The sequence below is a fragment of the Serratia sp. EWG9 genome, assembly GCF_019913725.1.
Classification (GTDB): domain Bacteria; phylum Pseudomonadota; class Gammaproteobacteria; order Enterobacterales; family Enterobacteriaceae; genus Serratia; species Serratia ureilytica.
The window spans coordinates 219661-233708 of record NZ_JADNRO010000005.1; the positions used below are offsets into that span (position 1 = coordinate 219661).

Genomic DNA, 14048 nt, shown 5'->3' on the forward strand with positions numbered 1-14048 from the left:
TTTGAATGGAAAAGATTAGTATATACACTTGTCACCATAAGCCGAGCGCCTTTCTTGATTCGACGCTCGTGTATCCTATTCACGTTGGGAAGAACAATAGCCTCAACGATATCGGATGTCCAGGTGATAATACAGGTGACAATATTTCCTTTAAAAACCCATTTTATTGTGAGCTCACTGCTCATTATTGGGTTTGGAAAAACGCTAAGCCTGCCGACTTTATCGGTTTTATGCACTATCGCCGTCATTTTAATTTTTCTGATATCCAAAACTACCAAGAGGATAACTGGGGGGTTGTTAATCATGAGAAGATTGATGAAGCTTACCACCAACAGTTTGGCTTGAATGACGAGCAAATCTCGCGGTGTCTTACCGGTGTGGATGTTATTCTCCCGAAAAAATGGAATGTCAGTGCTGCGGGTAGTAAAAACAATTACCAACATTATAAAATTTCCGATTATTTGCATATAGAAGATTACGATGCTGCGTTAAAGATTCTTGGTGAGCTTTACCCAGAGTACCAGGCTGCGGCCGACAAGTTTAATAATGCATCGGACGGTTATTATACAAATATGTTTGTTATGAAAAAGGACATGTTTGATGAGTATTCCGTATGGTTGTTCTCTATTTTAGATAAACTTGAGTCTGAGCTTAGGTTTAAAAATTATAGTATCCAAGAAAAACGAGTTGTTGGGCACATTTCCGAGCGTCTGCTAAATATTTATATTGAGTATCAGGCCTCTAGACGCAACTTGAAAATAAAAGAATTGCAGCGCACTTTCGTTCAACAGGAAACGTTCACTGCCACGCTCAAGCCAAGTTTTACGGCTAACAATGTGCCGATAGTTATCTGCTTTGATGATAACTATGCGATCAGTGGTGCGGCATTGATTAACTCTATTATCAAGCATGCCAATCCCGAGCTTAATTATGACTTGGTGGTGTTAGAGAACGGCGTTTCACTTGCGAGTAAGAAACGTTTCTTCTCTATGCTCTCGGAACATAAGAATTTTCATCTGCGTTTCTTTGACGTCAATGCGTTCTCAGAGATGAAAAGTGTCTTTACTCGCGCCCACTTCAGTGCGGCGACCTATGCTCGTCTATTTATTCCTAAGCTGTTTGCCCAGTTTGACAAGGTGATCTTTATCGACTCGGATACCGTAGTGGAAAACGATCTATCCGAATTGCTAGATGTGCCGTTAGGCGATAACCTGATCGCGGCGGTCAAAGATATCGTCATGGAAGGTTTTGTGTTGTTTGGCGCAATGTCGCAGTCCAGCGATGGCGTTATGCCGGCGAAAGAATATCTGTCGACCTCATTGGGAATGGCGGATCCGGACGGCTATTTCCAGGCGGGTATCTTAGTCTTTAATATTGAGCAGATGAATCAGGAGAATACGTTCTCCAGGTTGATGGCTGCAATGAAAAGCAAAACCTATTGGTTCCTTGATCAAGATATTATGAATAAAGTTTTCCATGGTCGTGTGCATTATTTGCCGCTGGAGTGGAATGTTTATCATGGCAATGGCAATACTAATGATTTCTTCCCGAATTTGCCTTTTGCGACTTACATGCGTTTTCTCGATGCACGCAGCAAGCCTAAAATGATCCATTTTGCAGGTGAAAACAAACCCTGGAATACGCGTCATGTGGATTTCTTCGATAATTATCATAAGAACATCATACAGACTCCTTGGGCATTGGAAGCTTATGAACGTCTTATAGCTCCTGCCGGTTTCCCTCGGTTGGGTCAGAAGGTAGAACAGAAGCAAGAATTGTTGCAGACTAAGATCAAGCGCGCGCTAATGCCTGTCGTTAATAAGTTAGCGCCAAAGGGCTCTTCGCGTCGTAATCTAATGACGAAGTATTATTACAAGGTCAGACGTGTAATTATCGGATAACTTGATGAAGAATAGTAAGAAAATCTTAATCGTAGGTGCAGGCTTTTCCGGTGCAGTGATCGGGAGAAAATTGGCTGAGCAAGGCCATCAAATTCATATTATCGATCGTCGTACTCATATCGCTGGCAACTGCTACGACGCTCGGGATGAAAAGACGGACGTGATGGTGCATACTTATGGTCCGCATATTTTCCATACCGACAACGAGCAAGTCTGGAACTTTGTGAATCAGTACGCCACAATGATGCCTTATGTTAACCGCGTAAAAGCGACGGTAAACGGCCAGGTTTTCTCGCTGCCGATCAATTTGCACACCATCAACCAATTCTTCAAAAAAACTTGTTCACCAACGGAAGCGAAAGCCTTGATCGCCGAGAAAGGCGATTCCAGTATCACCGACCCGCAATCGTTCGAAGAACAGGCGCTGCGCTTTGTCGGCAAAGAACTGTATGAAGCCTTTTTCAAAGGTTACACCATCAAGCAATGGGGCATGTCCCCGGCACAGTTGCCGGCTTCGATTCTGAAGCGTCTGCCTATTCGTTTTAATTATGATGATAACTATTTCAATCATAAGTTCCAGGGGATGCCGAAAGACGGTTATACCAAAATGGTGGAAGGTATTCTGGATCACCCGAATATCTCGGTGACGTTGGATACCCAGTTCCAAATGCAGGATCGTGAGGGCTACGATCATGTGTTTTACAGCGGTCCGCTGGATGCGTTCTATGACTTCCAGTTTGGGCGCCTCGGCTACCGTACGCTGGACTTTGAGAAATTTACCGTGGAAGGGGATTATCAAGGCTGTGCGGTGATGAACTATTGTGAACAGTCGGTACCTTATACTCGCATCACCGAGCATAAGTACTTCTCCCCTTGGGAACAGCACGAAGGGTCGGTTTGCTATAAAGAGTACAGCCGCACTTGCGAAGAAAATGATATCCCTTATTACCCGATTCGTCAGGTCGGTGAAATGGCATTATTGGAAAAATACGTCGATTTGGCCGAAAAAGAACATGACATTACCTTCATTGGCCGCCTGGGTACGTATCGCTACCTGGATATGGACGTGACCATTGCCGAAGCACTGAAAACGGCTGAAACCTATCTGGCCAGTCTGGAGCAAGAAAACGCTATGCCAGTATTCACGGTCAGCATCAGATGAGATGTTCGGCGTTAATTGTTACATTCAATCGCCTGGAAAAATTGAAACAGTGTTGGGCGGCAACCTCTGCGTTGCCGTTTGATGACATTGTCATTGTCGATAACGCGTCGACCGACGAAACGCAGTCGTGGCTAAACAGTATCGAAGATAACCGTTTGCACGCCATACGCGCTGCGCAAAACGACGGCGGCGCAGGCGGGTTCAGGCTCGGAAGTGAATATATTGCGAGTAAGATAGACACCGACTGGGTGTTTATGTTCGATGATGACGCTTATCCCGATCGCACATTGTTGACACGTTTCGCTGAATTGGCGCAACGGTTCGACTATGAGGCCTACTGTTGCCGAGTCCTGGATAGACAAGGGACGTTATGCAAAATGAACGTACCTTTCAGCAAGATGCCTACGTCGTTGGTAAACACGTTGGGTTATATTGCCAGACCCGAACGTTACATCCCCGCAGAGTTTAAGCCTGCGGATGTCGTGACTTTCTCATTTGTTGGTGCAATAATACGCAAAGACGTTTTAGCCGCTAACATTGAGTACATTTGGCCAGAACTTTTTATTTATTATGATGATCTTTACTTCTCTTACAGGTTGAGTCAACAAGGGTATCGGTTCCGGTACTCACCAGAGTTGGTATTTCTGCACGATGTGCCTGCTAGCCAGGGGGGGATAAACCCGTCCTGGAAAGTCTACTATCTGGTCAGAAACCTGCTCCTCTCAAGGATGCTTTTCAAAAAACATGAAAGACCTTACTCACTCGGAGCTATCGTGTTACGTATTGCAAAATATTTACTTTCTTTTACCTCTCAAGGCAAAAAAGGTGAATATATTAAATACGTAGTGCGCGGTATTGTTGACGGTATATCACGTAAAAATGGTAAACAACATTAGCCGGTAAGAGTTAAATGAAAAAGATTTGTTATTTTATCAACTCAGATTGGTACTTTGAACTGCATTGGGTTGAAAGAGCGCTGGCGGCTCAGGCTGCTGGCTATGAAATCCACGTTGTTAGCCACTTTGTGGGAGACGACATTCAGCAAAAGTTGGCAGATAAAGGTTTTATCTGCCACGATTCATCAGTATCTGAGCTGTCCATCAACCCGTTCAACTTCTTTGGTTCATTGGCCAAGGTATGGTCGTTGCTCAAAAAAATTGACCCAGACGTACTGCATTGCATCACTATCAAACCTTGTTTGATGGGGGGGTTCTTTGCGCGTTTTTACAACAAACCGATTATTCTGGGCTTTGTCGGGCTTGGGCGTGTCTTTATGGAAGATAAATTGTCAATGAACGTCATTCGTTATCTGACGTTACATTCGTACAATCATATCTTTAAGAACAAAAAATGCTTGCTGGCCTTTGAGCACGAACACGACCGCGATCGACTTCTAGCGCTGACTGAAGCGAAAAAAAGCCAAACGGTTGTTATCGATGGTGCCGGCATTAACCCCGATATTTATCACTACTCGCTAGAAATCAACCGCGAAAAACCGGTCGTCTTGTTCGCCAGCCGATTGCTCTGGAGCAAAGGTTTGGGCGATCTGGTCGAGGTGAAAAAGCGCTTGGCGCAGAAAGGCGTGGATTTTGTGTTGAATGTGGCGGGAATTTCCATTGTTGACGATCCGGATGCGATTCCGCTGTCGCAAATAGAAGAATGGCACCAGCAGGGGCTCATCAATTGGTTGGGTCGTTGCAGCGACGTTTACAGCCTGATTGAGGCCTCTAACGTTGTCGCTCTGCCTTCTACGTATTCAGAAGGCATTCCGCGTATTTTGCTGGAAGCGTCTTCGGTTGGGCGTGCTTGCATCGCTTATGACGTGGGTGGTTGCCAAAGTCTGATTATTGATGAGTACACCGGCAGCCTGGTGGAGATGCGCAATATCGAGGTTTTGGCAGAGAAGTTGGAGCAGTTGCTTACCAGTCCAAGCAAGCGCGTTGAGATGGGCGTGCGCAGCCGTGAGCGTATCGAGAATAAGTTTGCGTCGTCGTTGGTGATTGACGATACTTTGAAGCTTTATCAACGTGCGATTGCAACCAGAAGTTATTAACTTCAGGAGCGCCGTAGTGACTTTTTTTACGAAACTGTGGACGAAAAAATGTAATGAGGATGTTCCTGTTTCGGTAGTAAAAGTGTTCTATTTGGTTTCCGCTGCAGGTATGCCCAATTTTGGCGATGATATGCTGACGCGATTTTGGGTAACGGAATTACAGCGGCGCTTTCCGGATTGCGTCATTTATCTGGATGCCGTTGACGCCGTCGTTGCCTCAGGATTGTTTCCCGGTGTGCGATGCGTGGATTATTTATGGCGGCTGGTGCAAGCGTTGGGCGATGATGGCTCCCTGGAAGAGAAGCTTGCCGATCCTTACACGCTACCGTTGCGTGAACGTTTGATGTCCAAGGCGTTTGCCTCCACCACCAGCATTCATCTACTGGGTGGGGGCTATATCAATGAGCTCTGGGGCGCCAACTCACGGCTAATTGAAGTGGCGGCATATTTTGCAAAAAAATACCAGCTCGCGTGTTATGCAACCGGACTGGGGTTGCAACCGCTCTCTCCTGAAAAGGCCGGGCAACTTGTTCCTTACATTCGCCAGTTTGACCGGTTTGATGTCAGAGATAGGGCGAGTTACGAGGTTTTAGCGCCATTTGAGCTACCACAACTCGGTTTTACAGGTGACGATTATTTTGCTTTTTCGTCCTATTCTGTAGGGCACCTTGTAGAACGTGAGCCGTTTACTTTACATCTGTGCATTCATACCGAGCTGTCGGAAGATGATGTTCTCACTGGGAAATTATTGGGCTTGCTAGGACAAGCGACAATGATATTCCTTGAGAAGCATCCGAATGCGAAGATTAAATTTTATGAGTTTCGGCCGGGCTCGGATGGAATTTTCTTCCGGCAAGTTCTCAAGCTTTTTCCCCTGGCCGAGTTGGTGCCGTTTGAGCAGGTTTGGCAAGATGGATTGACTTTCGCGACGCATGATTTTTGTATCAGTTCGCGTTTCCATTTTCAGGTTATCGCAGCCAGTCTTGGTCTGCCTGGGATCGCACTTTCGTGGTCTGATTACTACGACAACAAGTTCACCAGCCTGCAACGAATGTCAAATTGGCCAATGATTCGACCGGATATCAGTCTGGAGGAGTTACGGGCTTTTTTACTGTTTGCGCATGGAGACAGGCAAAAGGGACTGGAGCAGGTCCAACAGTCCAAACAGCTGTTATTGAGGCAGTTGTACAATTTTTAACGTTTTATAATCTGTTGCAAAGCCTATCGCACCAATCACTACCCACCCGGCTCAATCCTGAGTTAACATGTGTGCCACATCACAAAACCTGCTGGCCGACGTTGCCAGCAGGGTCATCCTCAGACAGGAGTTCCTAAATGTCCAAGCAACAAATCGGCGTTGTCGGCATGGCGGTAATGGGCCGCAACCTCGCGCTGAACATCGAGAGCCGTGGTTACACCGTTTCCATTTTCAACCGTTCTGGCGACAAGACTGACGAAGTAATCGCTGAGAATCCGGGCAAAAACCTGGCGCCGTATTACACCGTTGAAGAGTTTGTTGAATCGCTGGAAAAACCACGCCGCATCCTGCTGATGGTGAAAGCGGGCGAAGCGACGGATAAAACCATTGCCTCGCTGACTCCGCATCTGGACAAGGGCGATATCCTGATCGATGGCGGCAACACCTACTATCAGGACACCATCCGTCGTAACCGCGAACTGTCCGACCAGGGCTTCAATTTCATCGGCACCGGCGTTTCCGGCGGTGAAGAGGGCGCGCTGAAAGGGCCTTCCATCATGCCTGGCGGCCAGAAAGAAGCTTACGAGCTGGTAGCGCCGATCCTGGAGAAAATCGCTGCGGTTGCGGAAGGCGAGCCTTGCGTGACTTATATCGGCGCTGACGGTGCTGGCCACTATGTGAAGATGGTGCACAACGGCATCGAATACGGCGACATGCAGCTGATTGCCGAAGCCTATTCTCTGCTGAAGCAGGCGCTGAACCTGAGCAACGAGCAACTGGCCGAAACCTTCGCCGAGTGGAACAAGGGTGAGCTGAACAGCTACCTGATCGACATCACCAAAGACATCTTCACCAAGAAAGACGAAGAGGGTAAATACCTGGTCGATGTGATCCTGGACGAAGCCGCCAACAAAGGCACCGGCAAGTGGACCAGCCAGAGCTCGCTGGATCTGGGCGAACCGCTGTCGCTGATCACCGAATCGGTGTTCGCACGCTACCTGTCCTCGCTGAAAGATCAGCGCGTTGCCGCGTCTAAAGTGCTGACCGGGCCGAAAGTGGCACCGTTCACCGGCGACAAAGCCGAGTTCATCGAGAAAGTGCGTCGCGCGCTGTATCTGGGCAAGATCGTATCCTACGCGCAGGGCTTCTCTCAGCTGAAAGCCGCGTCCAAAGAAAATAACTGGGATCTGCACTACGGCGAAATCGCCAAGATCTTCCGCGCCGGCTGTATCATCCGTGCCCAGTTCCTGCAGAAGATCACCGACGCTTACGCAGCGGATGCCGATATCGCCAACCTGCTGCTGGCGCCATACTTCAAGCAAATCGCCGACGAGTACCAGCAGGCGCTGCGTGACGTGGTGGCCTATGCCGTGCAGAACGGTATCCCTACGCCAACCTTCTCCGCCGCGATCGCTTACTACGACAGCTACCGTTCAGCGGTGCTGCCGGCTAACCTGATCCAGGCGCAGCGCGACTATTTCGGCGCGCACACCTACAAACGCATCGACAAGGAAGGCGTGTTCCATACCGAATGGATGGAATAATTTATTTCTTGATGATAAGAACCGCCAGGCTAATACCTGGCGGTTTTTTTATATTGGAGATTTACTTGATAAAATAGGTATTTGGAAAGTAATTCATTAAGGAGTGATCATAGACAGCCTCATTTTTGTAATATGAGTTAGGATAAAAATTAACCTCCATGCCTAATAGCGATCCTAAAATCGCGACATGTAACCTGTCTGTATTAACCGCTTTATAATCTTGTAAAAAACTGATAAGTGAACGGGTTGAGTTTCGTGCGAGATTAACATTGTCCCAATAGTCACCATTCCACGTTAGAGATATGTCATGGTTATTTTCATGATGTAGTTTAGTCAAGGACTCTGAATCAGTGCGATAACAAGATGCTACTTCCTTAGTTGGTGTTACATCATTGATATATTTATCTTTATCGAGATAAAATGCCATGTCCTGTGTTAGGATGATTGACTCGTCTGGAATATAACCTAATTTTAATAAACGTTCATACGAGGTTTTCTCTCGACAACAGACAAAGAGTTTTTTTATATTTTCCTTGAAAAATTGAGTGTAGCCGAAAATGGTTGAAGGGAATATAATGACTTTGGCAAAGTTTGAGATATTTTTCTGTATGAAGTCACGACCTTCAGCGTAATAGTTCTCAATTAAATTTCCGCCACCACCAAAAAGCAGGACGTGAGTTTCTGGACTATACTCTTCCGAGGATCTGAATGGAGAGTAATCAAATCCATTGGCCTCCAAATAATCATATGTTGCTGCGGCGATAACGCCATCGCCTGCATTTCCTGGATTGGCTTTATAGACAAAATGATAGCTTTTACAAAGTTCTCGCAACATTGAGGTAAACTGGTTTTCATTCTTATGGGACATTTTTGACCTCATGAATTCAAATGATGGATAAGCAGAAAACAGGCATCTACTCAAGTATCTTGTCACAGTACAGAAAGAGCTGTTGTTCGACAAGACGGTCGTAGTGTAAAGATTGTGATAACAATAATCAACGCAAGTTATTAGAACGATTCGAAGGATATGTTTGTATGAAAAAAGTTCTTATAGTTACTCCTGATATCGAAGGCCCGATCCGAAACGGAGGAATTGGAACGGCTTTTACCTCTTTGTCTGTAAACATGGCAAAGTCAGGCTTCGCTGTCGAGGTCCTTTATACCTGTGGCGATTACTCCGAATCTGGTGAGCGAAAAATCGAACATTGGATTGAGGTATATAAAGATCATGGTGTTAATCTGAAGGTGCTTCCTGCACTAACAGATATAAATATCGATGCTCCTTATTTCCGAAGAAAAAGCTACGCAGTTTATGAATGGATGAAGGAAAGTGAAAGGGCGCCTTATGATATTGTCATTGCTTGTGAATGGCAGGCGGATCTTTATTACTCGCTTCTTGCAAAAGGGCAAGGACTATTCTTTGCGGATACCAAGTTCATTGTAAACACGCATAGCTCTACTCTCTGGGCTGATGAAGGAAATTATCAACTTCCGTACGACCAAAACCACATGGAGCTTTATTTCATGGAGCAGAAGGTCGTCGAGATGGCTGATGAGGTTATTAGCCCTTCACAATACTTGCTAGATTGGATGCGTGATAAAAATTGGATTTTGCCTGCGGCAAGTCATGTTATTCTTAACTGCGAACCCTTCTCAATCAATCCAGTTGATGATGCAATACTTCCAAAGCGCTCTAAAAAAATAGCTAACGGTATTGAACTTGTTTTCTTCGGTCGCTTAGAAACCAGAAAAGGATTAGATATTTTTCTACGGGCCTTGCATAACCTGAAAAAAGACGAGCTAGTCAAAATTTCGGCAGTTACGTTTATGGGGAAAGCAGTAGTTGCGGAAGGTTTTAACTCCATTGAACATATAAGAACGAAAACGGATTCGCTCGATGTCGAAGTTAATATTATTACCGACTATGATCGTACACAAGCTGATGCTTATATCAAAGGAGAGAATACACTCGTTGTTATTCCTTCTTTAGTTGAGAACTCGCCTTATACTGTCTACGAAAGTTTGATCGGTGATGTTAACTTTATAGCCTCTTCGGTTGGTGGCATAAAAGAACTGATTCCCGTAGAGAACCATCCTGAGATTATATTTGAACCAACACCTAGTTCATTGTATCAAAAAATTACGTTGCGGCTCGACAATCTTCATGTTAAATCGCAGTTGGTTCAAAACGTTGATGAAATTAAAACACGTTGGATTGAGGCGCTTAGCGAATCTTTTGAACCTACTCGCTTGCAGGCTGACGCAAATTTAGAACCGTTGGTGAGCGTTTGCTTGGTTCACCATGATCGAAGCCATTTGCTGCAACAGGCTATCGCCTCGCTAAAAACGCAAACCTATTCCAACTTCGAGGTCATTCTCGTTGACGATGGAAGTGTCAAGGATGAGTCCCGCCGTTATCTAGATCTTCTAAATAAAGAGTTCTCTGAGAAAGGCTGGAAGATTATAAAGAGTTCTAATAATTATTTAGGCGCTGCTCGTAACTTAGCTGCAAAGCACGCATCTGGTGAATTTTTGATCTTCATGGATGACGACAATGTTGCTAAACCGCATGAGATTGAAACATTCGTGCGTGCGGCGGTTTACTCCGGCAGTGATCTTTTGACGACTCCGAGTGATTTGATTTATGGGGATGAGTTCCCATCGCCGTTCCGTAAAATGAAGGATTGTTGGTTACCCTTAGGTGCAGATCTGAACGTCGCCAGCTTTGCTAACTGTTTCGGTGATGCTAATGCAATGATCAGAAAAAGTGTTTTTGACAGCGTTGGCGGTTTTACTGAAGACTATGGTATTGGGCACGAAGATTGGGAGTTCTTCTGTCGTGTCGCTTTGGCTGGATACAAGATGCAGTTGGTGCCTGAAGCTTTATTCTGGTACCGAGTTGCTAATACGGGTATGTTAATTAGTGGAAATAAAGGAAAGAATAACTTCCGCAGCTATCGTCCATTCATGTCTCCTGATAATCGAATTCAGTACACTATGGGATTGATCCCATCTTATATCGATAGGATTCATCGGCTGGAACGCGATCTGGCATTCTATCGTAATAACCCTAATGTTAACGGATCCGCTGAGGTTGGTATAATCAACGAAAAACTTGATTACCTCATTTCTCAGCAGCGTGATGGTTGGGCACATGACCGATTCAATGCATTGTATGCAGCGGTAAATAAACGAGGTTTCTTCTATCGTGTCACAAGGAAAGTATTTAATACTCTTCGTGGCCGCTAATAAATAAAGCGCCGCAATATGCGGCGCTTCTACAATAATTAGAGTTTATTTGTTACATTGTTGATGATTTTATCCCAGCCTTCAACTGAAATATTGTCGGCTTGGCTATAATCTGCAAAGCGATCGATGTAAGAAATTAATATGTTTTCATTATAATGTTCAACCAAGCCAAGCTTGTTTTTATCATCGTTTTGGAAGACCACTAATATCTTGGCTTTGCCAGATTGATTGAGTTTGTTTGCTAATTTTTCAATGACAGTCATATCAATTTGATTGTTGTTCTTTTTGATAACGAAAACTCTGTTGCCTTCTTTCAGTGCATTATTGAATTTGTTAACAAGATAATCGATTTTTTCCTTCTCTATCAGGTATTTTTCCTTTCTTGTATCCTCATCATCTTCAAACTCCCAGTGTTCACCAACCTGCTGACTAAAGAGCTCAGTGTGGAATATAACACCATTTGAGCTATCAACCAGCATATTTCTCCAGGTAGGCTGGAGATTATGATACTGATAGAATTCGTTAAAATCACTGGAAATGAGATTGAGAAGATCCTGATGATCCTTGATGAGCGACCAACGGAATAAACTGCCGCTTTCGATGCCTTTTTTACGCAAATAGAAACCAAACTCGCAATTATCACCCATGCTTTCGAAGCATGAAAGTTTATCACTTCCCATAGCTGCCAATCCTAAATTGTTGTAGGCCTAATCTAATTCTAAACCAAAAATAATTTGATGAAGCAAGAGATTTTTAAAATGTGAGGCATCGGTGAAAATTTGATGGTGCGTATAAGGGCAGAACCCAACAAAAGTCGAGTCCTGCCAGTGGTGGTTATTTCTGATGCCGCTCGCGCAGCCGGCCGATCACCGCGCTCAGATCCAAATCCTGATCCTGCAGCAGCACCAGCAGGTGATAGATCAGATCCGAGGCCTCGTTGGTCAGCTCTTCGCGATCGTTGACCGTGGCGGCCAGCGCGGTTTCCACGCCTTCTTCCCCGACCTTCTGCGCGATGCGTTTGGTGCCGCTGGCGTACAGGCTGGCGGTGTATGAGCTGTCCGGGCTGGCATGCTTGCGCTCCGCCAACAGCTGTTCCAGCTGATAGAGGAACGTCCAGTCGCTGGCGGCCGGGTGGAAGCAGCTGCTGTTGCCCAGGTGGCAGGTCGGGCCGATCGGGTTGGCCAATACCAGCAGCGTGTCGTTATCGCAGTCCGGCGTGATGCTGACCACCTTGAGGAAGTGGCCGGAACTTTCGCCTTTGGTCCACAGGCGCTGCTTGGTGCGCGAAAAGAAGGTGACATTGCCGCCCTGCTCGGTGGTCGCCAGCGCTTCCGGCGTCATGTAACCCAGCATCAGCACTTCGCCGGAAACGGCGTGTTGCACGATGGCCGGCATCAGGCCGTCGGTTTTCTCCCAGTCCAGCTGGTTTCTCTGTTGTTCTGTCAGCACACGCGAATCTCCACGCCTTGTTCGACCAGGAACCTTTTCAGTTCGCCAATATTGATGATTTGTTTGTGGAACACCGATGCCGCCAGCGCGCCGTCGACGTCCGCATCGCGGAACGCTTCCAGGAAGTGCTCCATCGTGCCCGCGCCGCCGGAGGCGATCAGCGGCACCTTGCAGACCTCGCGCACTCGGCGCAGCTGCTGCAGATCGTAACCGTTGCGCACGCCGTCCTGGTTCATCATGTTCAGCACGATCTCACCGGCGCCGCGGCGCTGCACTTCCTGCACCCAGTCGAGGGTTTCCCACTGGGTGACGCGGGTGCGGCTCTCGTCGCCGGTATATTGATTGACGTGATACTTGCCGGTTTCACTGTCGAACCAGGTATCGATGCCCACCACGATGCACTGCACGCCAAAGCGATCCGCCAGGCGGCTAATCAGATCGGGATCGGCCAGCGCCGGTGAGTTGATGGAGATTTTGTCGGCGCCGAAAGACAGGATCTGGCTGGCGTCCTCGGCGCTTTTAATGCCGCCGGCGACGCAGAACGGGATATCAATCACCTCCGCCACGCGCGACACCCAGCTTTTGTCGACCACCCGGCCGTCGCTCGAGGCGGTGATATCGTAAAACACCAGCTCGTCCGCGCCTTCTTGCGCATAGCGCTGCGCCAGCGGCACGATGTCGCCGATGATTTCGTGGTTGCGGAACTGCACGCCTTTCACCACTTGCCCGTCTTTAACATCCAGACACGGGATTATCCGTTTTGCCAGCATGCAATCGCCTCCTCAACGCTAAATTTACCTTCCAGCAGGGCGCGCCCGACGATCACGCCGGCAACGCCGCTGCCGCGCAACTGGGCGATGTCGTCCAGATTGCCGATGCCGCCTGAGGCCTGGAAGGCCACTTGCGGATAGCGGCGGCTGATCGCCTGATACAGCGCCACGTTGGAACCGGCCAGCGTGCCGTCGCGCGAAATGTCGGTGCACAGCACGTGTTTCAGCCCGTAGGGCAGGAACTGCTCTACCACCTGTTCAAGCGTGGCGTCGGAATCCTCCTGCCAGCCGCTGATGGCCACGCGCTTCACGCCCTGCGCGTCGATGCGCACATCCAACGCCAGTACCAGCGCGTCGGCGCCATAGCGTTCGAACCAGCTTTGCACCAGCTGCGGCTGTTTCACCGCGGTGGAGCCGATTACCACGCGCGTGGCGCCGGCCTCCAGCAGGGCGCTGACGTCTTGCTCGTTGCGGATGCCGCCGCCGACCTGCACCGGCACGTTAACCCCCGCCAACAGCTTGCGCAGCAGCGGGATCTGGCGCGCGGCCGGTTCTTTGGCGCCGGTCAGATCGACCAGGTGCAGCACCTGGGCGCCCTGTTGTTGATAGTCCTGCAGGCGCAGCAGCGGATCGTTGCCGTAGTCGCGCTGTTGGCCGTAATCGCCCTGATGCAAACGCACCACGTTGCCGTCGATCAAATCCAAAGCCGGAATAATCATGCT

Annotated in this window: 12 protein-coding genes; 7 read left to right on the top strand and 5 right to left on the bottom strand. The window is 47.6% G+C overall.

The features are described from left to right. The first annotated feature begins 5 nt into the window (after positions 1-5). From ITX55_RS13765 to gndA, 6 genes are all read left to right on the top strand, one after another. A complete protein-coding gene (locus ITX55_RS13765; RefSeq protein WP_108680371.1) occupies positions 6-1901 on the top strand; it encodes a DUF4422 domain-containing protein in 1896 nt (631 codons plus the stop codon). Between the two features lie 4 nt (positions 1902-1905). Continuing rightward, positions 1906-3063, top strand: a complete 1158-nt coding sequence (gene glf, locus ITX55_RS13770; RefSeq protein ID WP_223085151.1) for a UDP-galactopyranose mutase — start codon at positions 1906-1908, stop codon at positions 3061-3063. Continuing rightward, complete coding sequence (locus ITX55_RS13775) at positions 3060-3959, top strand: glycosyltransferase (protein WP_223085152.1); 900 nt, start codon at positions 3060-3062, stop codon at positions 3957-3959. Before glf ends, ITX55_RS13775 begins: the two co-directional genes overlap by 4 nt. A gap of 14 nt (positions 3960-3973) precedes the next feature. Next, entirely contained in the window at positions 3974-5116 is a 1143-nt protein-coding gene (locus ITX55_RS13780; protein ID WP_072627997.1) for a glycosyltransferase family 4 protein, read from the top strand. 16 nt (positions 5117-5132) lie between these two features. Beyond that, positions 5133-6314, top strand: a complete 1182-nt coding sequence (locus ITX55_RS13785) for a polysaccharide pyruvyl transferase family protein (RefSeq protein ID WP_223085153.1) — start codon at positions 5133-5135, stop codon at positions 6312-6314. A 137-nt stretch (positions 6315-6451) separates the two neighbouring features. After that, positions 6452-7858, top strand: coding sequence for an NADP-dependent phosphogluconate dehydrogenase (gene gndA, locus ITX55_RS13790; protein ID WP_004938815.1), 1407 nt, complete (start codon positions 6452-6454; stop codon positions 7856-7858). A 61-nt stretch (positions 7859-7919) separates the two neighbouring features. Here the strand turns inward: gndA and ITX55_RS13795 are convergent, their stop codons facing one another. Further along, positions 7920-8726, bottom strand: a complete 807-nt coding sequence (locus ITX55_RS13795; protein WP_089191428.1) for a polysaccharide pyruvyl transferase family protein — start codon at positions 8724-8726, stop codon at positions 7920-7922. Positions 8727-8893: 167 nt separating this feature from the next. On the opposite strand from ITX55_RS13795, the gene ITX55_RS13800 reads away from it, so the two are divergent. Further along, the gene (locus tag ITX55_RS13800) at positions 8894-11107 is read left to right on the top strand and encodes a glycosyltransferase (RefSeq protein WP_223085154.1); all 2214 of its coding nucleotides are present in this window, start codon (positions 8894-8896) and stop codon (positions 11105-11107) included. 38 nt (positions 11108-11145) lie between these two features. Here the strand turns inward: ITX55_RS13800 and ITX55_RS13805 are convergent, their stop codons facing one another. The 4 genes from ITX55_RS13805 to hisA all read right to left on the bottom strand — a co-directional run bounded on the left by ITX55_RS13805 (position 11146) and on the right by hisA (position 14045). Further along, positions 11146-11787 carry a hypothetical protein gene (locus ITX55_RS13805; protein WP_223085156.1) on the bottom strand — a complete coding sequence of 214 codons (642 nt, stop codon included), beginning with the start codon at positions 11785-11787 and terminating at the stop codon, positions 11146-11148. Between the two features lie 154 nt (positions 11788-11941). Beyond that, on the bottom strand, positions 11942-12556 hold the full coding sequence (hisIE, locus tag ITX55_RS13810) for a bifunctional phosphoribosyl-AMP cyclohydrolase/phosphoribosyl-ATP diphosphatase HisIE (RefSeq protein WP_223085160.1): 615 nt from the start codon (positions 12554-12556) through the stop codon (positions 11942-11944). Further along, on the bottom strand, positions 12550-13326 hold the full coding sequence (hisF, locus tag ITX55_RS13815; protein WP_033642483.1) for an imidazole glycerol phosphate synthase subunit HisF: 777 nt from the start codon (positions 13324-13326) through the stop codon (positions 12550-12552). The genes hisIE and hisF overlap by 7 nt, the downstream gene beginning before the upstream one ends. Further along, positions 13308-14045 carry a 1-(5-phosphoribosyl)-5-[(5-phosphoribosylamino)methylideneamino]imidazole-4-carboxamide isomerase gene (hisA, locus tag ITX55_RS13820; RefSeq protein WP_223085161.1) on the bottom strand — a complete coding sequence of 246 codons (738 nt, stop codon included), beginning with the start codon at positions 14043-14045 and terminating at the stop codon, positions 13308-13310. Before hisA ends, hisF begins: the two co-directional genes overlap by 19 nt. Positions 14046-14048: the final 3 nt, after the last annotated feature.